Below are 20,668 nucleotides of genomic sequence, written 5' to 3'. Positions count from 1 at the left end.
CAAGATGAAAAATTGGCAACTAATTGGAATTTCCAAAAATGGAATTGATTTAGAAATTCAAAAATCCTTATTACAAGAAAATTGTCAGATAAATGCCATCGTTATAAATAAGAAAGTAAGTGCTTATGATCTAGGAAATTGGGAACTCTATGTTCACGAAACTCAAATAGAAGAAGCAAAAAAATATTTATCAAGTTTATCAGAAACAACAACTACATCTTAATGGGTATCAGACACCTTTCAAATCTTCAACAAAGAGTTATTGCAGCAATTATTGCAGTGCCTTTTCTCCTATTTTGTATTCAATTTAGCGATTACACATTCTTAGGCTTGTTTTTGCTCATCGGAGCTGCTGCTCAATTAGAATTTTACAAATTAGTAGGAAGTTTTGATGGGAACCTGCCTTTGACCTTTTATGGCACCTTTTGTGGGATTGTCTTACATTTATTGACTTTTTTCATTGAAAAGGGTATGATTGGTTATCAAAATTATTATATCCTTTCACCCCTGTTAGCCATTATCTTTTTCATCAAATTGTATAAATCACAAGATGAAAAACCTTTTCAAAATATCGCCTATACTTTTCTAGGTATCATTTATGTGGCATTACCCTTTGCATTATTAACCGTTTTGGCCTTTATCAAAAATGAAACCTACGATCCACAATTGGTGATGGGTTGTTTATTTTTGTTGTGGGCTAGCGATTCCGGTGCATACTTTGCAGGTACGAAATTTGGAAAAACGAAATTATTTGAAAGGGTATCACCTAAAAAATCCTGGGAAGGAAGCATAGGAGGTTTAATAACTGCTATGATCGTTGCTTTGATGATTTCCAAATATTTCACCCATTACGAAGTTTGGCAATGGTTTAGTATTGGTATCATCATAGTGATAGCAGGAACTTATGGAGATTTGGTGGAATCCTTATTTAAAAGAAGTATGAACATCAAAGATTCAGCAGATACCATTCCTGGGCATGGTGGATTTTTAGATCGTTTTGATGGTTTATTGTTGTCGATTCCATTTATTATCACCTTTTTAAAATTATTTTAATTTAACATCGTTTAACGATAGCTGTTTGGTAATACATTCAATATTGGTAAAATTCGCTTTATGAAATTTTGGAATAAATTTAAATTCATTTGTGTACTATTGCTTTTCGTAGGCACATTCCAAGCATTTTCGCAAGGTCAAGATAAAACAGTATTATTTACTGCCCGCGTCATTTCAGCCGAAAATTCAGAATTTTTACCCCTCGCCTATGCCTTCAATCCTCAAGCAGGTAATGGTTCCTTGAGTGACAATTTTGGAATCATTGAAATGTACGTTTTTCCAGGTGATAGTATCGTCTTTTCCTATATCGGGCACAAAAAGAAATATTACATCATTCCCAGAGATACAGAACTGAACCACAGAGCGATTATTGCCATGGAAGAAGAATCGAAAATGCTTTCTGAAGTAAAAGTTTATCGCCATTCCAGTGAGGAGGAATTCAAAAAAGCATTTCTTGAAATGCGTTTATCTGATGAAAAACAACGGAACATCGCAGAGAAAAATTTAGAACAGTCGAAATTAAATGTATTTGCCATGCAAGCAGGTATGGGTGCTGTTTCCAATTTCAGAACCTTCTCTGATCAAATGACCTATTCAATGGCCAATCGAACATTTGTTAATTCTCCCATGTTAACTTTGGCCAATCCTTTTGCCTGGATGAGCTTCATTAAATCCGTCAAAAATGGCGATTTAAAACGAAAAGACTATAAAAAGGCCTATGAATTCTTACCCAAAGAAAATATTTCTAGGCAACAATTTCTAAGGGAAAATAAGTAGGAATCATAAGTCTCTTTGTTGAAAGCACAATTTTCTAATAGGACCGATCTTATTTATGACCATTCGTGTGAAATCATCACAGAGCAAATTAAAACTTTCCTATATTTGTAAGTACTTGTACTATTTTTTATATCAATAATCCAAATTGTAATGTTTCAAAAATTTAGAATGCAAAAATTAAGCTTTTTGCTTATTTTTTGTAGCCCATTTGTATTATTTGCCCAACAAAAAATCTCATTCAATGATTTGAGTTTTTGGAAATCAAATAATAAATCCAATTGGCAGATTGCCGGAGATGTCAATGCTGATCTTCACGTGGCAGAAGCCATGACAGCTACTCCGGGAGCATCCATTTTAGTTAATTTACCCAACAAAGAAAATCGGGCAAATTTAATTTCCCATCAAGAATTCGGAGATGTCGATGTTGAATTCGATTTCATGATGGCCAAACATTCTAATTCTGGATTTTATTTACAAGGACGTTATGAAGTTCAATTGTTAGATAGCTGGGGAGTTCTTAATCCTGGCACAGGCGATTGCGGTGGAATTTACAAAAGAAGGAAATTCATTCCTGAAGAATATTTGTTTGAAGGACATGCGCCAAGAATCAATGCCTGCTTGGCTCCAGGACTTTGGCAGCACATGGAAATTTCCTTTCAAGCTCCCAAATTTGACGCAAAAGGCCAAAAAATCAGAAATGCAAAAATCATTTTAATCAAATTAAATGGAGCCATTTTGCACGAAAATGTCGAATTAACAGGCCCTACCGGCGGAGCAATTTCTGAAACAGAAGCAGCCTTGGGACCATTTATGATACAAGGAGATCACGGTGCCGTTGCTTTTAAAAATTTAATGGTAAAGTCTTTTTCAGGCAAAGAAGTTAACATGTCAGGCATCGATTACCAGGTGTTTTTAGGCGAATTTAAGAATCCAAAAGACTTCATTGGTAAAAAACCAAATCTTTCGGGTAAAATGGATAAGTTAACTTGGGAGGTTAGTCCCCAAGAAAATAATTTAGCGGAAGTATTCAAATCCACATTAGATATTCCAATTGCAGGAAAACACACTTTTGAATTTATCGTTTCTGGCAATTCGATGGTTAGTATCAATGGCAAAGAAGTTCTGAGTAATCAATGGAGAGACAACAGTACTAAGAGAAGTGTTGAAGTTGATTTACCTAGTGGAAAAGTGCCCATTGAAATAAGCTCTTACAAAACAGATGCTTGGTTAAGACCTGCACTAGGCATGTGGATCGAAGGTCCTGAATTTCGATCAAAGACTTACCACAGTATCTCATCCCTGTTAGGAGCCACTCCTTCAGACCCTATTTTATTGGATGCCAAAACCAATACAGTTTTCAGGTCATTTACTGATTTAATGAATGATGGCAAAAAGGTAAAAAGAATCGTACATGGCGTGAATGTAGGAAGTCCAAGCAATTTACATTATACCTATAATTTGGACAATGGAAGTATCGTCCAAATTTGGAAAGGACAATTCCTAGATACATCCCCCATGTGGGATGACCGTGGAGATGGTTCATCCAAAGCAAGAGGTGCGATATTGACTTTAAACGATTTATCCACATTACTTGTGTCAAAAACAAAGAACTTATTGGAAGATCAAACGTCAGAAAACGTTCCATTTAGAACCTTAGGTTATGACTTAGATGAGGAAGGTTTACCTACTTTTCATTACAAAATGGAAGGAACGGATGTTTCAGATCAAATACGAATCAAGAATAATGAATTCATCGAAAGGACTCTATTATTGAAAAATATTTCTGACAGTCCCATCATCCGATTAGCTATTGGGAATGAAATTATTTCATTGGGAAATGATTTATATGCCATCGATGGAAAAAAATACTACATAAAAGCCAGCCATGCGAGTATCTCGGTTGCAGGTTTCAAGAAAGTATTGACAACACCTGCAGCAGAAAAAGTGACTTATGAAATCCTTTGGTAAAATTAGAAATCAAACAATGAAAATAGCAATCAATTACTTCGCTAAAACTAGCATTCTGCTTTTTGCCTTAGTTGGACAATGTTTTGCCCAAAAAGTAAGCAGTGAAAATGATTATTATAAAATCGTAAAAGTTCCAGTACCGGAAGGCATCGTCTTGGAGGTGGGTGGTCTTGTGACTTTACCCAATGGAGATGTAGCAGCATCCACTCGAAGAGGAGATGTTTACATCATCGAAAACCCTTTGTCAAGCACTCCGAATTTCAAAAAATTTGCCAGTGGATTACATGAAATACTGGGATTAGCTTACAAAAATGGACATTTATATTGTGCACAAAGAGGAGAACTAACCCGTTTGGTAGATGTAAATGGAGATGGGAAGGCTGATAAATATGAAACGGTCTATTCCATACCTATTTCTGGTCATTACCATGAATATTCTTTTGGCCCTAAAGTGGGTCCTGATGGATCATTTTATATCACTGGAAACGTTGGGTTTGGTGCATCCGATTGGTGGGCTGGTAAGTCGTATGTTCCATGGAGAGGTTGGACCATGAAGATTTCTGAAGACGGCAAAATGGAGCCATTTGCAGCAGGTATGAGATCACCATGTGGAATAGGAATGCTTAATGGCGATTTCTTTTATGGAGATAATCAAGGCGATTGGCAAGGATCAGGATTTATTTCCCACGTTGAAAAAGGCGATTTTATGGGTCATCCTGCTTCCTTAAAATGGGCGGATCGTCCTGAATCACCTGTTAAAATGAGAAAAGAATTGGTATTTGCCAAAGTAGATCCAAGAGATAACCCATTTGTCAAACCAGAAAATATTGAAAACGAAAAATATACTTCGATTTATGAAATGTCGAAAAATATTTATCCTGACAAACAAATTAAATCACCAGCAGTGTGGTTGCCCCACGGTGTTTTAGGTGTATCTACTTCCGAAATCATCAGCGACGAATCAAATGGTAATTTTGGTCCATTTTCGGGTCAAATTTTTGTTGGAGACCAAGGGATGTCAAAAATTGCACGTGTATTTCTTGAAAAAGTGAATGGTCAATATCAAGGCGCTTCTTTCGATTTTAGGTCAGGTTTCCGTTCTGGGGTATTGAGAATGGCTTGGGCTGGTGGAGAAAATGGTTTATTTGTAGGTGGTACAAACAGAGGTTGGGGATCAGTGGGGAAAGAACCCTTTGGATTAGAAAGATTGGTATTTACAGGAAAAATGCCTTTTGAGATGAAAGCGGTCCGTGCGATGCCAGATGGATTTGAGATAGAATTCACATCACCTGTCAATCGAAAAACAGCTGAAAATGTAGCTAACTATGAAGTAAGTAGCCATACCTATAAATACTTTCCCGTATATGGTAGTCCATTAACCAATCAAAAGGCGAACTTAGTCAGAGGAGTAAAACTTTCAGAGGATGGATTACGATTAAGAATGGTGGTAGATGGATTACGGTTGGGATACGTTCATACAATTATTCCAAATGTAACTTCCGCCATTGATGGAAATAATTTACTTCATAATACTGCCTATTATACTTTAAATAATATTCCTGTTGGAGAAAAAGCAACATTTCCTTTGACAAATCAAAAAGTAAACAAAGGTAAATTACAAGAAGACAAAGGTTCAAAAGTAAATACACCTGATAACCAAAAGAAAGAAGCAGCACCGAATGTGGAAGGCGAAAAATTAAAGGCCAATGCTAAATTAGGAGTAATTTCTACAGACGAAGCGATGGCGCTATTGAAAAAACATGCTTGTTTGGCTTGTCATAAAGTAGATGAAAGAGCTGTTGGCCCGGCCTACACGGAAATCGCTAAAAGAAAATATACGAATGCCCAAATTGCCGCTTTGGTAGCACAACCGAAGCCTTCCAATTGGCCTGATTACAGCACACCGATGGCTGCTATGAGTCATGTTCCAAAAGGAGATGTACTTAAAATTGCTGGTTGGATAAACTCTTTAAGAAAATAAATTAGTTGAAATGATGGACATTTTAAAAAGAACTTCATTTTCCTTTTGGATAATTATTGCTGTTGGGATTACCTTGATTTACCCAAGCCCATTTGTTGGATTTGGTGGTATCCAATTTAAAATATTCATTATACCCTTGCTTCAAATCATCATGTTTGGGATGGGTACAACCATGGGAATTGAGGATTTTCAAGAAATCTTGAAATCACCAAAAGCAGTAGTATTGGGCGTATTATTTCAATTTACCATCATGCCATTCGTGGGTTATGGAATAACCAGAGTATTTGATTTTCCATCAGAAATAGCGGCTGGAATCATTTTGGTAGGCTGCATGCCCTGCGGTTTAGCTTCCAATGTGATGTCATTTATCGCAAAAGCCAACGTGGCACTATCCTTAACTTTAACTGCTATTGCAACGATTATAGCTCCTATTTTAACTCCATTTTTAATGGAAAAATTAGCCGGTCAATTGATTAAAATTGATTTTTGGAACATGGTTTGGGAGATATGTAAATTGATTTTAATCCCAATATTTTTTGGGGTGATTTATAAAAAATTGATAGGCGACAAATGGATATGGTTGCAAAATAATTTATCCAATATTTCTATGTGGAGCATCGCCATTATCATCATTATTATTACGGCAAATGGTAGAAATGCCTTATTGACCGTTGGGCCTTTATTGGTTGTTGCCTGTCTTTTACACAACCTGCTGGGATTCATTCTAGGTTACATGGGTGCTAAATTGGTTCGATTACCCGAGAAAGATTGTAGAACAGTCGCGATTGAAGTGGGATTGCAAAATGCAGGCTTAGCCTCTGGATTAGCCATGGCTTTGGGTAAAGTTTCCACTCTTGGATTAGCACCTGCCATATTTGGTCCGCTAATGAATATCAATGGTTCCGCCTTAGCGAATTATTGGAAGAAGAAATGAGGTAATAGGTAATAGTGTTTAGTTATTAGGTTTTAGTTATTAGTTATTAGGTAAATTAAAAACTAATCACTAAACACTGATAACTGAACACTAATAACTAAACACTTCCGATATCGCATTGCCATTTATTGGTTAATTTATTTTCTATGGCATTTCTTTTTTTGAAAAAAAAGAAACAAAAAAATTCATTTTCTTCCAGTTAATCCAAGACGAATCAATTTAATTATGAAGTATGAATTATGAGCATTTTTTAAAATTCATAACTCATCATTTATTTCGTTTCTTTCATCGGATTAACCGCAAGTTCATTTATAAGATCTAAAATAAATAACGTTAGCTGATCTCGGTTACTGAGCTTGCCGAAGTATCGAAGCCAAAAGCGGTAAGGTAAGAGATTAATAATTGAAAATTTCAATCCTTAATTCGCATTACCTTTTACCCATTACCTATTACCTATTACCATTTACCTATTACCATTTACCTATTACCTTTTACCTATTACCTATTACCTTTCAACTCATAAATCCTCCCTTCTAAAGAATCTTTTTCAAAGCTTGCATACTAATAGCAATACTTTCATAAGGATTTTTAGGCATATCATGTTCAACAAAGAAATGCTCCAAACCACCTAAAGAGGCTGATTTGAAAATGGTAGCATAGTCGATGATACCCTCTCCAACGGGTAAAATTTCTGAATAATCCTTATTAAAATCTTTGATATGGCATAATGGAAAACGCCCTGGGTGTTTTTTAAATAACTCCACTGGATCAATACCGGCTTTAGATACCCAACCCAAATCCAATTCAAATTTCAATAAATCGGAAGGTACATCTTTTGCAAAAACATCGAAGGGAAGTACACCTTCTACAGATTTAAATTCAGCATCATGATTATGATAACAGAATACCAATCCAGCTTTTTTGGCTGCTTCACCAGACCTATTTAAAATCACAACTGCTTCCTCAATTTCTTTTTTTGATTCGATGGGAATATTGGCACAAACCAAATACTTCACTCCTGTACCAGCTAAACTATCAATGATTTCATTCGTATCATTTTTCAATGAAAGCATCTTAGGCATTTTTGAAAAATCAAAACCTGGTCGTGGTTTTAAGGGTGCACCAATGGCATGATGCGAAGTCCAAGTCATTCCGATAGAAGATAAATAGGAACTAAATTCTTTCCCCGACATGCCATAAAAAGCTGGCAACATACTGAAGGCAGATTCGATTTCTTTATATCCAGCATCGGCTACTTTTTGCAAAGAACCTTTTACATCTTTTTCAATTTGTCCAAACAACGTAAAAAGCTGTAAGCCTAATGGACGAGAAACATACGTTTGTGCAGTTAATAAGCGAGGGGCAATTACACTGGCTGCGATAAAAGCACCCGTTTGTTGCAGAAATTTTCTTCTTGAGTTCATCATTATAAATCATTTTAGGATTACTCAAATTTAATGTATATAAATGATACAATAAAATTAATCACCCATTTATACGCAATTTTTACTAATTTCAATTTTTAAAATTTACCTATGAAAAACATTCGTGTACTAGTGGTGGGTTGTGGAAATATGGGAGCATCTCATGCACAAGCTTATCAACATTTAGAAGGATTTGAAATTTGTGGATTAGTATCTCCAGGATCGAGTAAAGAGACATTAAATAAAGCATTGGGAGGTGGACAAACATTGTATGCAGATTTTTACACCGCTTTAGAAGCATCCAAACCAGATGCAGTTTGTATTTCAACTTATCCAGATACCCATGAAGCATATTCCATTGCAGCCTTGGAAGCAGGATGTCATGTGTTCTTAGAAAAACCAATTGCAGATTCACTAGAAGGTGCTATTCGTGTGGCAGAGGTGGTTAAAAAAACAGGAAAAAAATTGGTTGTAGGATATATTTTGAGGCATCATCCTTCATGGATTAAATTCATTGAAATTGCAAAATCCATGGGAAAACCATTGGTAATGCGCATGAATTTAAATCAACAAAGTCATGGCTACATGTGGGGTGTCCACAGAAATTTAATGAAAAGTCTTAGTCCCATCGTTGACTGCGGTGTTCATTATATTGATGTCATGTGTCAAATGACCCGATCCAAACCCATCAGAGTATCTGCCATTGGTGCTAGATTGACAGATGATATTCCAGAGGGAAATTACAATTACGGACAATTACAAATACATTTTGAAGATGGTTCAGTTGGCTGGTACGAAGCCGGTTGGGGACCTATGGTTTCGCAAACTGCTTATTTTGTCAAAGATGTATTCGGACCCAAAGGATCTGTTTCCATTGTAGCGAAAGAAGCTGGTGGAGAAGGCAAATCAGATGATGTTGGATCACATACCAAAACCGAATCGCTTCGCGTACATCATGCCACTATTGATGACCAAAATGAATTTACCCAACCAGATGAATGGGTGAATTTAACAGATGAACCTGATCACCAAGGATTATGCGATCGGGAACAAGCCTACTTTTTACAAGCAATCAAAGAAGACATGGATTTAACGGATCATGTGGAAGATGCGGTCAATAGTTTACGCATTGCATTCGCCTGTGATGAATCAGTTAAAACGGGCGAGATGGTGGTTTTGAGGTAAAAGGTAATAGGTAATAGGTAATAGGTAATAGGTAATAGGTAATAGGTAATAGGTAATAGGTAATAGGTAATAGGTAATAGGTAATAGGTAATAGGTAAATTTCAAAAACTAATACCTAATAATGCAATTTAAGGGTTGAAATTTTTAACACTAAAAGGCCTCATAGGTGCCAAAATATAAAAAACCTTTTACCTATTACCTTTTACCTCATACATCTTACTTCAAATAATTATCCAACCAATTCGAAATCTCGCTATAATGAAATCTTGAATTTTCAGGTTTTAAAATCCAATGATTTTCTTCTGGAAAGACGATCAACTTACTAGGAATTTGTAAGCGCTGAAGAATACTCCAATTCGTTAAAGTATTATTGATAGGAACCCTGAAATCATTCTCTCCTACTGTCAATAATATGGGAGTTTTGAAGTTAGCTGCAAAGCGCATCGGATTTTGTTCTTTCCAAGTTTTTGTCGGAATCCAAGGAGCTCCACCATTCATCAATTCTCTTCCCCAAATCACGTCCGAAGTGCCCCATTGTTCCTCGGAATTCATCAATCCAGCATGAGAAATTAAACACTTAAAATGTGTGGTGGTTGCCTGCATCCAATTTGCTAAATGTCCACCGTAACTTGCGCCACCCGCTGCCTGCTTACTTTCATCGATAAACGAATACCTTTTCATCGCATCTTTGGAAGCTTCAATAATTTCTTGTCCTGGACCTTTGAAAGGATCAAACTGAATATCCTGCGCAAATTTTTCACCATAACCCACGGAACCCGTGTAATCGGTCATGACAATCACATATTTATGGGATGCTAAAACATACGGATTCCATCTAAATCCAAAAACATCCTTGAAGGAAATGGCGGGTCCCCCATGCATTAAAACAAATAATGGATATTTCTTCGAAGAATCAAATCCTGCAGGCTTTAACAACATACTTCTGATACGTTTGCCCCGACTCGTTTGTGTCCAAAAAATTTCAGGTGCAGCTGCATCCAATTTGGAAAGCGCTTCTACATTGGATTTAGAGATAGCATTTATCTGCTTATCTGTTGACGAATAAACTTCGCTCGGTGCCGCTAAATGTTCGTAGGAATAGGCAAAAACGGAGGGATTATTGGACAAGGATACATTCGTCAACGAACCTTTATCGCCACCTAACAAATTATTCCATTTACCAGAACGGATATCCAAATGAATAATCCGATCTACTCCTTGATCTTCTATACTTAGTATAATCGAGTTTCCTTTTGTTTCAAAACCATTGATGGGTCTATCCAAGTCAGCTAGCAAATCTGTTTTCTCTGTCATGGAAGGCCAATTAAAACGCAATAAATGAGCCAAATGATAGATTTTCTGATCATCTAAATTCCCTAAAGCCAACAAATATTTTCCATCTTGAGAAAATTGCACTTGAGAATAATCCCATGGATCTTTCACCAGTAAACTTTCAGCTCCTCCCGAAAGACTTAATTGATAAAGATGCGAGGTAGGATTTTGAAAGGCGCTGGTATGATATTCTGTAGTGGCAGTAAAAACCACCATTTCATCCTTCGGACTAAAAGAAAAAGCACCTAATTGAAAACCTTTGGATTCCACTAAAGAGATATTTTTGAACAAATCCACCGGCTTTGAATCATTTTCCAAATTCAATAAAAAAATATGATCTTGTTTTTCATCCAACCATTTATCAAAATAACGTATAGGGAAGGTCGTATAAACACGTGCTTTGTATTTGACTTTCTTTTTATCCTCCGCAATCTTTTTATTTAAAGAATCGGTGAAGGCTCCCGGAAAAACCTTGGAAGTAAACAGTATTTTTTGCCCATTTGCACTAATTTTGGGACTAGATACTCCTGTAGAGAGATTGGTCAAGCGTTGTGCTTCACCTCCTAAATCTAAATCCATGGAATATAATTGAGCATTTTCATCCCCTTCCCTTTTGCTTGTAAAATAAATTTTCTTCGCAGTAGGATGCCAAAAATAATCAGATTCTGCAGCTTTTGAATTCGTTAATTTTCGAGGAGCAATGGTTCCATCAGCACTTGCCAAATACAAATCGGTAGAATTTTCTTCGGTATTATAAGAAGGAATCATGACATTGTAAATGATCCATTTACCATCTGGACTAATTTTGGGGGCTCCCACGCGCTTTAAAAGAATCATATCTTCATGACTCATTGTTTTCAAAGGTTGTTGAGAAAAACTAGAAAATGCAGAAAGGAGCAATAAGAGATTGAAAAGGCAGATTTTTTTCATATTTTTAGATTTGGATTTCAAATTTCCAGATTTTACTCACATCAACCTAAAAAAATGAAAAAAAAATACGTTTGGCTACTGACAGCCGGTTTATTATCCTTAAGTCAAATTAATTTCGCGCAAGATAAACCCTTTAAATTCATTGATAAATCCAACATGAATTTAAAAGTAAAACCAGGAGATGATTTTGCTGAGTATTCCAACGGAATTTGGGTAAAAAATAATCCCATTCCAGCCAAAGAAACTCGTTGGGGTAGCTTCAATCAATTAAGAGATTTTAACATCAATGCGGTTAAAAGTATCTTAGAAAATGCAATTAAAAACCAATCGAATGCTGCAGCAGGCTCAATAGAAAAAAGAGTGGCTGATTTTTACGCAGCTGCTATGGATAGTTTAACGATTGAAAAATTAGGTTATAGCCCCATCAAAGAAGACCTTAGTCGAATTAATGCTATAACAAGTAAAGCTGGAATTGTCAATGAAATGGCGAATTTCAGAACTTCTGGAATTGGATCTCCACTTTATGGATTTTATGTTGGCCAAGATAGAAAAAACATTGAGAAAATGGTTCCACAATTAAGTCAAGGTGGAACTAGTTTACCTGATAGAGATTATTATTTAAAATCGGATGCAAGAAGTTTGAAAATCCAAGAAGCTTACAAAAAGTACATTGTTTCACTTTTTACGCTGATTGGAACCTCCGAAGAAGCGGCTAAAAAAAATGCAGAGACCATTTTTCAATTGGAAAAGCAATTAGCCGATGCACAGATGTCGCGAGTGGAAATGCGTGATCCATACAAAACTTATAACAAGTTGAAATTTGCTGAATTCCAAAAGAGTACACCCGAAATTGATTGGAAAGGACAATTTGCTACCTACGGAGTTCCTCAACAAGATTCCATTTTAGTTTCTGCACCCAAATTTTTTGTGGCAGCGAATAAACTCTTAGAAAATGAATCTTTGGAAAATTGGAAAACGTATTTGACTTGGAATATTTTAAAGAACTCAGCAGGCAATTTAAGTAGTCCGTTTGTCAAAGCTAGTTTCGCTTTTTCACAAGTATTATCCGGTCAAAAAGTACAAACTCCTAGATGGCAGAGAATGTCTAGTTTAACTGATGGAACAATTGGAGAACTATTGGGACAATTATATGTCAAAGAATATTTCAAACCGGAAGCCAAGGCGAGAATGATTGAATTGGTGGCGAATTTGCGAAAAGCATTTGAAATTAGAATCAAAAATTTGGATTGGATGAGTGCTGAAACCAAAGAAAAAGCTTTAGCTAAATTACATGCCTTCACTCCTAAAATCGGATATCCAGACAAATGGAAAAATTATGAAGGTTTGGAAATCAATGATAAGACATTTTTCAATAATCTTCGTAGCGCAGGAATTTGGGGTTTCAAAGAAAATATTAGCCAATTGGGTAAACCCGTTGATCGTAGTAAATGGGGTATGACTCCACCGACGGTAAATGCCTATTATAGCCCTGTCATGAATGAAATTGTATTCCCTGCGGGTATTTTACAATTCCCATTCTTTGCGGCAGAAGCGGATGATGCCTTAAATTATGGAGGTATTGGTGCTGTTATTGGACATGAATTATCCCATGGATTTGATGATTCAGGTAGTCAGTATGACAAAGACGGATCATTAAGAAATTGGTGGACGGCAGAAGATTTGGCTAAATTCAAAGCTAAAACAGCACTATTAGGCGCCCAATTTGATGCCTATACAATTTTAGATACGCTACATGTCAATGGTAAATTAACCATGGGCGAAAACATTGGCGATTTAGGTGGCTTAAATATGGCCTATGAAGCATTCAAAATGACAGAACAAGGGAAATCAAAGAAGAAATTGGATGGTTTTACACCTGATCAACGTTTCTTTTTAGCTTGGGCTCAAGTTTGGAGAGGAAGTTCATTACCTGAAACAGCAGCCCAATTGGTTCAAACAGATCCACATTCTCCTGCAGAATTCAGAACGATTGGAGCACCGGTCAACATGGATGCTTGGTATGAAGCCTTCAAAGTGAAGCCTGGTGATAAATTGTATAAAAAACCTGAAGATCGAATTAAGATTTGGTAATAGAAGAGAGAAGTGAGAAGAGAGAAAAAATTACTGGCTGAGCGGAGTCGCAGTCGAAGGATATAATTGGTAAAACTAGGTGGCTGAGGGATCAGCCACCTAGTTTTGTTTTATATAAATCTCATCTAAAAACCTTGCGAGAACCCAATCTTTTTCAGTGACAACATTTCCTGCATCATGGGTATTTAATTTCACATGTACCTTGTTGTATACATTGGTCCAGTTTGGATGATGATCAGTTTCATTGATAAAAGGAACCGCTGATTGCATAAATAAAAGTGCCTGCTCAAAACTAGCAAATTCAAACGTTTTAATTAAAGCATGGTCTACTAATTTCCATTGGTTTATTTTATACATTCCATCGAGATTTTAAATTTCGTTTAATGATGGTTGAGTAACTTTGTGAAACCTTTGTGACTTAGTGTTAAATTTAACACCAAGGTCACAGAGATTCCACAAAGGCTCTACATTTATCAAATCTTATTTTGGAAAAAGTATTAATTGAATTCGATCAATACAATCCTCCAAATGGTATTGATTGGCTAAATCCTTGTAGGATTGTTTAGCGGATTTCAAACTGGCTAGCAATTGTTTTAATTCACCTCTAACTATTGAACGAAGATCCGATTGATTGACTGAAAAATAATCTTTATTTCCAGTTGAAACGGGCATCTGCTCAATGAGTAAAAACTTCATTCGGTCAATATATGCCTTCTGTAAATTTCTGCGGTAAACATCTATTTTAGAAACGGATGCTAATTCCTTCCAAATACCGACTCTCAAATCCGTAAATAAATCAATGGGCTGATAATATTCTGCTTCCATGTTTAATCCATTTTCCAAACGACTAAAGGTTTCAAAACTCATTAATCGATTGAGCGTTGAAACTTGCAAGGACCTAATTCGATCAATAGAACCCGTAAATTGATTGTTTTTAATTAATTCTTTATTCAACAACCACTGATAATCGGTAAAAGGATTATCCAATAACCAGCGAACAGAGGCTTGTTGGGTTTGTTTGGAGACCAATGTATACGTGTTAGAAACCTGATTTGGTTTTTTAAAATGCTCATAATAACCACCTACATTGGTTGTCACATGACTAATATACCTAAACCATGCACTCAATAATTCCTCATGTAATTCGATCAAATCTTCGTAATCATTTGTTTTTGAGCTTGTCCAAGTCGATAAATTTTTGGCTACAAATTTTAAATTTTTAATCGCATAAGTACTTGCTCGGATGGGATCATTTCCAATATCTTCTGTTTGTGAACTAGGGTCAAAAGTGCTTGATTGACTTCCAAATCTAAAACGTTTATCATTCGCTTTCTCCTCTATCCATTTATCCAAAACAGAAACCTCTGATTCAGGAGTTGGTGCATCAGGTATTATTCGATAACCCCAATTGACGGCATAATCATCGTAAGGTCCCATTTGGCGGATAAATCTTACTCCCTTATCTCCCGGCTGTGCGATATAATTAAATCGGGCATAATCCATGATGGTAGATGATATACCAAATTGATTGGTAAAATCTGCTTTACGATAATCTTCTACCTCGTAAGAACTACTTGCCCCCATATTATGTGGAAATCCCAAAGCATGTCCAACTTCATGTGCAATAACCATTTCCATCATTTCCCCTATATCCTCTTCTCTTGTATCCAATGTTCTTGCTTTTTCATTGGCTGCCCCTGTTTCCAACAAGTACCTATTGCGATAAGATCTTAAATGATTGTGATACCAAATGATATCGCTTTCAATGATTTCACCTGTTCGTGGGTCACTGACACTAGGTCCCATCGCATTACGAGTTGTACTAGCCACGTATCTAATAACAGAATAACGTATATCTTCGGGAGAAAAATCAGGATCTTCTTCTTTTGTTGGTGGATCTTTACAAATAATGGCATTTTTAAATCCAGCCTTTTCGAATGATTTCTGCCAATTCTCCACCCCTTTTTTGATGTGTTTACGTAATTTTTCAGGAGTAGCAGGATCTAAATAATAGACAATTGGCTTAATGGGTTCAACTAGTTCGCCTCTCAAATAAGCCGCCATGTCTTTCGGTTCCAATCGCCATTTTCTAATGTAAACTTTTTGGTCCGACTTCAATTCTTCACTGGAATAATCATATTGTTTCTGTGTGAACCAACCCACCCTTTGATCGAACAAACGGGGTTTCATGGGTACTTCTGGCAATAAAATCATGGACTGATTCATTTGTAAGCTAATGGTTTCAGTACTTGAAAGCATAGAAGGTTTTGAAGCATTGTAAGTAAAATCTTGAACTACCTCTATATTCAAAGGAAAAGACTTGACAGAATGAATAAAACTTCTAGATGCATCCAAGCTTTTCACTTTGTATGTATCTCGCATCGATGCATCTAAACCGCTAAGAGCCATGACATCACTTGAATAAAACTTAGTTACGTCTATGACAAAATTCAACGAATCTTTACTTATTGTTTCAATATCAAAAGCGTATAATGTTGGTTCATAGTTATTCGCTTTCACAGATAAACTAATGGGTAGGGAATCATTAGCAACAGAGGCAAATGATTTGACTTTGATTAAAATCTTTTCGTTGAATTTTTCCCAAACAATAAGCTGCTCATTGGTAGGGGTTCCTGCATTGTAATATCCACCCCCCAATCCACTTGGTATCTTTGCAATTCGACTAACGAGTAGCATTTCCTTTCCTAAGTATTTTTTAGGTATTTCAAAGTAGTATTTTTCGCCTACTTTGTGGGAGGTAAATAAACCTTTTGAGCTAATAGCTTCCTTGGTGATAATTTGGTGATATTCTTTAGATTTCTTTTCTCCTTTTTTTTCTGTTGCTACTTCCACAACAGGATGATCTGTAGACCCACCTTTAGAAGACTGTGAAAAGGCGACATTCAACCCTAGAAAAAATGTAAAAATGCTAATCCAACCTGATATTTTCATCTTTCAAACTTATTTAATGATAAATGTGTATTTATGATACCAACAATTACTTCACAAATTTTTGTAACCAATTATGTTGCTCCCAAAGCATGTGAAACAAATTTTCTTTTCCGCGATAACTATGTGCTTCATAAGATAAAAAAACAAATCGAACTGTTCCTCCATTTCCTTTAATAGCAGCATATAAACGCTCACTATTAATAGGGTAAGTCCCCGTATTGTCATCTGCTTCACCATGAATTAGTAAGATGGGTTCTTTAATTTTATCGGCATAACTAAAAGGACTCATTTCATAATACAATTGAGGAGCCTGCCAATAGGTACGATCTTCATTTTGAAATCCAAATGGAGTCAATGTGCGATTATAAGCTCCACTCCTAGCAATTCCCGCTTTAAACAGATTTGTATGTGCCAACAAATTGGCTGTCATAAATGCGCCATAACTATGCCCACCAACAGCCATTCTTTTGGGATCACCTACACCTAAAGCAACCAATTGATTGATCGCAGCTTCTGCATTCATTTTCAATTGATCAACAAAACTATCATTGGGTTTTTTATCTGGACTAGTAGCTACAATTGGCATTTCGGCATTATCCAAAATGGCAAAGCCTTGCGTCACATAGTAAATAGGAGAAGCCCAACTTAGTGTCGTAAATCGATCTTTACTTCCTCGGATTTGAGCTGCATCAGAAGCAGAATTAAACTCTCTGGGATAAGCCCATATTAATACAGGTAAAGGGCCGTCTTTTTCTTTATTATATCCTTTGGGTAAATATAAATCACCCGTTAAATCTACTCCATCTGCACGTTTATACTTGATTTTTTCCTTGCTTATACCTGCCAATGCTGGATAAGGATTCGGAAAATTAGTCAGTTGAACAATTTGTGAAGAAGAAGAAGAAGAAGAAGAAATATTTTTCAAATAATAATTAGGAACTTCTTTTTGAGACTCCTTTCTCGTTAAAAACAAGAGCTTATCTGCATCAAAAACATCTTCCACCATTTCAAATGTACCTTCAGAAGAACGCCAAATAATCTCATTTTGTTTACTATTCAAATCAAATTTAGCCAAAAATGGCAAATCACCTTTAGGCGATGATCCCGTAGTATTATTCATCAAAATTTTAGAACCACCATCAGTTGTTTGAATAACATATCTTCCGAATGAATTTTTTGTCAGTACAGGACTACCTGGATTGGTGTAAGCATCTGTCATATTTCTTTCATACAAAAGAGATAAATCATTACTCTCGGAATTAAATCGACTCACTTTTAGGCTTTGTTTAACACGGGACATCTCTGTTACCATGGCTAGTTGAGCATTTCCCCAAGTGATGCCTGCAAACCGCGATTTAGTTTTAAATAATTCACTAGGGTCATCTTTGAAAGGTGCCTTTAAAGCCCAAATAGCATCCCGAAAATCTACTTGTTTTTTAATCAATCCACTATCCAGAGGCATAGCCCAAACAATGGTTGCAGCTTCATCCTCTCTCCATTCAAAACCTCTTGCTACATTTTGAACATTATCATAACCCGCAGGAGCTGTTTCTGTTGAAGGAAGTGTTGCCACAAGCTTGACCAATTTTCCTGACAAATCCATTATTTGAACATTGGAAGGAAATCCATATGCAGTAACGACATAGGAAAAAGGTTTAGTTATAAGTTTTGTTAATATATATTTCTTATCCGGCGACAAATCCATACTTGAATATATGGCAGAAGACGCAATTAATTTCTCTTGCCCATTTTGATTGATTACCAATTGACTCATCGCATAATATTCAAATAATTGTTCATCATATGGTGATTTTATTAAATCTTGAAACGTAGGTCGCGGTGCTGCTTTGCCGATGTTCTGTTGAATAGTTGGACCTAAAGGAGTGATCGGTTTTTTGGGAGCGCCAGAAGCCGAATGAATGATGGATTTATATAAAATGGTTTGATCATCTATCCAAATAAATGGAGATCCTAAAACGTTATTCAGTGATCTTTTATTCATTTTTGTTGCTTTGGCAGTTTTCAAGTCTATGATGTACAAATCAATGTGGTCAAATTCTGTTTGAGTAAAGGCTATTTTAGTTTCGGAAGGACTCCAAACTATATTTCCTGCATGAAGATCTTTTGGCATTCCTGTTAAAACAACTTCTTTTTTATCCTTTAAATTCTTAACGGAAATAGAATGAAGGAAGGTTTGCCGAGATGGAGAAAAGTTATTGGGATTTAATCGCAATCCTGCAATTCTATATTCTGGTTGTCCTAACTCTTCGACCGTTGGATAAGAATTTCTGCCAAATTCCAACATCCATGTAGCTTTGCTATCAATTCGGATGGTTGGGGTTGGTTTGGCTAAAAGTAAATCGGCAATTTCCTTGGGAGGAGTTTGATATCCTGTAGCATCTTGAGAAAAAATAGCTGTATGGGACAAAAATAATAGAGCTACAATCAATAATCTTATCATAGGTTTCATATTAAATAATTTGTTAATAGGGAATTTAAGGAGAAAAAAAAAGGTGGCCAATAAAAGCCACCTTTAAATTCTAAAATCAAATTATAATGGATTTTGAACCACTGCTGGATTAGCATTAATTTCACGACGAGGAATTAAGAATTCCCATCTTACATCACCCGGAGCAACATCAAATAACAAAGCAACTGAAGCAATGTGATTAGCTCCATTTCTGTTCAATGGTGCATTTAAACGCTTCAAATCTAAGAATCGATGACCTTCACCCCAAAGTTCAATACGACGATGTACTAAGATCTCATCAATTAAAGCTTGACCCGAATTGGTAGATTTTTCATAAGAAGCATCTCTTGTTTTGATTAAATCAAATAATACCGTTGCTGCACCTGCTTCATCATTCAATCGAGCTTTTGCTTCAGCTTCAATTAAATACATTTCTGCAGCTCTCATATAAGGAACATCTCCCATCGCAGATGTGGATGGTGTACCTGGTAATCTGAATTTTTGGTTCAGAAATTTCACCCGAATACCTCCTGGAGGAACAATCGAGTTCGCGGCAGTTGGTGATTCAACCCACATTTTACTTCGTACATCTGAAGAAGGAATTTGTTTATATAATAAACTATTAATTGCCTTTGGATACGTTCTAATAACCGTTGAATTATAATTACAAGAAATGTAAGAGTGATAAGCTCCAAAATATTCTGATTGATCTTCTAAGTGATCAAAACCCCACATCCATTCAGCATTTGCTATATCTTGAAAACCATCTAAATAATTGGTGGCATTCATTGGTGTGTATCCAGCTCTTGCTTCTGCTGCATATTTAGCCGCATTAGTCCAATCTTGTTGCACTAAAGCCACTCTTGCCTGCAAACCTTTTACAACATTCAAATTGATGTGTGACTTATTTACCCGAGTACTCTTCAATAAGGCTGCTGCATCCGTTAAATCCTTGTTGATTTGCGTATAAACCTCTTCAACCGTATTTCGTGCTTTTCCTTCTGTTGTTGGCTCTAGAACAAGAGGCACCCCAAGTTGAGTATTCGGTTTAGCTCTAGCATCGTAACGTTTACCATACAATTGAACTAAATTAAAATAACCAAATGCACGTAAAGCAAGCGCTTCGCCCTTAAGGGTATTTCTATCCGCTGAGGGTCCAACGGCCTTATCAATATTTGCAATACCTAAGTTGGCATTTCCGATGATTCGATAATACAATTCATAAGGGAATTGAGTCATTGTAGTCACATCAGAACGATGAGCAATCCATCTTGTTTCATCCCGGTGCCAGGAAACTGAAGTCGTACCTATGACCATATCTTCACCCATATGGTCCAAAATAATCATCATTGCAGGGTGACCAGAATGTCCTTGAGAACTTAAATAACGAACGATAAACGAACGATAAATTCCATTAATTGCCGCAGCTGCATTCTTCGTTGTGGAATAGGCCGCATTTGCATCGATACTAGCCGTCGGATTCGTATCTAAATAGGTTGTTTCGCATGAAAATGAAATCATGCCGAAAACAAAAGCTAAGAGTAATATAAATTTATTTTTCATGATTCAAT

14 protein-coding genes are annotated in these 20,668 nt (G+C 36.2%); 8 read left to right on the top strand and 6 right to left on the bottom strand.

Annotated elements, in window-relative coordinates; translation table 11 throughout:
• Positions 1-4 precede the first annotated feature (4 nt).
• The 6 genes from V7S76_RS02360 to V7S76_RS02335 all read left to right on the top strand — a co-directional run bounded on the left by V7S76_RS02360 (position 5) and on the right by V7S76_RS02335 (position 6,713).
• Positions 5-223, top strand: coding sequence for a putative signal transducing protein (locus V7S76_RS02360; protein WP_459508401.1), 219 nt, complete (start codon positions 5-7; stop codon positions 221-223).
• On the top strand, positions 217-1,053 hold the full coding sequence (locus V7S76_RS02355) for a phosphatidate cytidylyltransferase (RefSeq protein WP_459508605.1): 837 nt from the start codon (positions 217-219) through the stop codon (positions 1,051-1,053). Before V7S76_RS02360 ends, V7S76_RS02355 begins: the two co-directional genes overlap by 7 nt.
• Positions 1,054-1,113: 60 nt before the next feature.
• On the top strand, positions 1,114-1,830 hold the full coding sequence (locus V7S76_RS02350; RefSeq protein ID WP_459508400.1) for a peptidase associated/transthyretin-like domain-containing protein: 717 nt from the start codon (positions 1,114-1,116) through the stop codon (positions 1,828-1,830).
• A 168-nt stretch (positions 1,831-1,998) separates the two neighbouring features.
• Positions 1,999-3,798: a family 16 glycoside hydrolase gene (locus V7S76_RS02345; RefSeq protein WP_459508399.1), complete on the top strand. Its 1,800-nt coding sequence runs from the start codon at positions 1,999-2,001 to the stop codon at positions 3,796-3,798.
• Between the two features lie 16 nt (positions 3,799-3,814).
• Complete coding sequence (locus V7S76_RS02340) at positions 3,815-5,779, top strand: hypothetical protein (RefSeq protein WP_459508398.1); 1,965 nt, start codon at positions 3,815-3,817, stop codon at positions 5,777-5,779.
• A 10-nt stretch (positions 5,780-5,789) separates the two neighbouring features.
• Positions 5,790-6,713 (top strand): bile acid:sodium symporter family protein, encoded by a 924-nt coding sequence (locus tag V7S76_RS02335; protein WP_459508397.1) that lies wholly within the window; start codon positions 5,790-5,792, stop codon positions 6,711-6,713.
• Between the two features lie 533 nt (positions 6,714-7,246).
• Here the strand turns inward: V7S76_RS02335 and V7S76_RS02330 are convergent.
• The gene (locus V7S76_RS02330) at positions 7,247-8,140 is read right to left on the bottom strand and encodes a sugar phosphate isomerase/epimerase family protein (RefSeq protein ID WP_459508396.1); all 894 of its coding nucleotides are present in this window, start codon (positions 8,138-8,140) and stop codon (positions 7,247-7,249) included.
• Between the two features lie 108 nt (positions 8,141-8,248).
• Between V7S76_RS02330 and V7S76_RS02325 the strand changes: the two genes are divergently transcribed.
• Positions 8,249-9,322 (top strand): Gfo/Idh/MocA family protein, encoded by a 1,074-nt coding sequence (locus V7S76_RS02325; RefSeq protein WP_459508395.1) that lies wholly within the window; start codon positions 8,249-8,251, stop codon positions 9,320-9,322.
• Positions 9,323-9,538: 216 nt separating this feature from the next.
• Here V7S76_RS02325 and V7S76_RS02320 read toward each other — a convergent pair whose 3' ends face one another.
• Entirely contained in the window at positions 9,539-11,584 is a 2,046-nt protein-coding gene (locus tag V7S76_RS02320) for a dipeptidyl-peptidase 5 (RefSeq protein WP_459508394.1), read from the bottom strand.
• Positions 11,585-11,638: 54 nt separating this feature from the next.
• On the opposite strand from V7S76_RS02320, the gene V7S76_RS02315 reads away from it, so the two are divergent.
• On the top strand, positions 11,639-13,675 hold the full coding sequence (locus V7S76_RS02315; protein WP_459508393.1) for a M13 family metallopeptidase: 2,037 nt from the start codon (positions 11,639-11,641) through the stop codon (positions 13,673-13,675).
• A gap of 99 nt (positions 13,676-13,774) precedes the next feature.
• On the opposite strand, the gene V7S76_RS02310 is transcribed toward V7S76_RS02315, so the two are convergent.
• The 4 genes from V7S76_RS02310 to V7S76_RS02295 form a co-directional block, all read right to left on the bottom strand.
• A complete protein-coding gene (locus tag V7S76_RS02310; protein WP_459508391.1) occupies positions 13,775-14,032 on the bottom strand; it encodes a 4a-hydroxytetrahydrobiopterin dehydratase in 258 nt (85 codons plus the stop codon).
• 123 nt (positions 14,033-14,155) lie between these two features.
• Positions 14,156-16,627 (bottom strand): zinc-dependent metalloprotease, encoded by a 2,472-nt coding sequence (locus V7S76_RS02305; RefSeq protein WP_459508390.1) that lies wholly within the window; start codon positions 16,625-16,627, stop codon positions 14,156-14,158.
• A 46-nt stretch (positions 16,628-16,673) separates the two neighbouring features.
• Entirely contained in the window at positions 16,674-19,097 is a 2,424-nt protein-coding gene (locus V7S76_RS02300; protein ID WP_459508389.1) for a S9 family peptidase, read from the bottom strand.
• A gap of 81 nt (positions 19,098-19,178) precedes the next feature.
• Positions 19,179-20,660, bottom strand: a complete 1,482-nt coding sequence (locus tag V7S76_RS02295; protein WP_459508388.1) for a RagB/SusD family nutrient uptake outer membrane protein — start codon at positions 20,658-20,660, stop codon at positions 19,179-19,181.
• Positions 20,661-20,668: the final 8 nt, after the last annotated feature.

The organism is Aquirufa sp. ROCK2-A2 (genome assembly GCF_054558485.1).
The sequence above is the reverse complement of the archived record's forward strand: the minus strand, read 5'-3'. Positions and strand labels throughout refer to the sequence as shown.

Excerpts from the sequence above, each read along its gene's own strand:
- V7S76_RS02360 (WP_459508401.1), top strand. The coding sequence starts at position 5 with ATGAAAAATTGGCAACTAATTGGAATTTCCAAAAATGGAATTGATTTA.
- V7S76_RS02350 (WP_459508400.1), top strand. The coding sequence starts at position 1,114 with ATGAAATTTTGGAATAAATTTAAATTCATTTGTGTACTATTGCTTTTC.
- V7S76_RS02345 (WP_459508399.1), top strand. The coding sequence starts at position 1,999 with ATGCAAAAATTAAGCTTTTTGCTTATTTTTTGTAGCCCATTTGTATTA.
- V7S76_RS02340 (WP_459508398.1), top strand. The coding sequence starts at position 3,815 with ATGAAAATAGCAATCAATTACTTCGCTAAAACTAGCATTCTGCTTTTT.
- V7S76_RS02335 (WP_459508397.1), top strand. The coding sequence starts at position 5,790 with ATGATGGACATTTTAAAAAGAACTTCATTTTCCTTTTGGATAATTATT.
- V7S76_RS02330 (WP_459508396.1), bottom strand. The coding sequence starts at position 8,140 with ATGATGAACTCAAGAAGAAAATTTCTGCAACAAACGGGTGCTTTTATC.
- V7S76_RS02325 (WP_459508395.1), top strand. The coding sequence starts at position 8,249 with ATGAAAAACATTCGTGTACTAGTGGTGGGTTGTGGAAATATGGGAGCA.
- V7S76_RS02320 (WP_459508394.1), bottom strand. The coding sequence starts at position 11,584 with ATGAAAAAAATCTGCCTTTTCAATCTCTTATTGCTCCTTTCTGCATTT.
- V7S76_RS02315 (WP_459508393.1), top strand. The coding sequence starts at position 11,639 with ATGAAAAAAAAATACGTTTGGCTACTGACAGCCGGTTTATTATCCTTA.
- V7S76_RS02310 (WP_459508391.1), bottom strand. The coding sequence starts at position 14,032 with ATGTATAAAATAAACCAATGGAAATTAGTAGACCATGCTTTAATTAAA.
- V7S76_RS02305 (WP_459508390.1), bottom strand. The coding sequence starts at position 16,627 with ATGAAAATATCAGGTTGGATTAGCATTTTTACATTTTTTCTAGGGTTG.
- V7S76_RS02300 (WP_459508389.1), bottom strand. The coding sequence starts at position 19,097 with ATGAAACCTATGATAAGATTATTGATTGTAGCTCTATTATTTTTGTCC.
- V7S76_RS02295 (WP_459508388.1), bottom strand. The coding sequence starts at position 20,660 with ATGAAAAATAAATTTATATTACTCTTAGCTTTTGTTTTCGGCATGATT.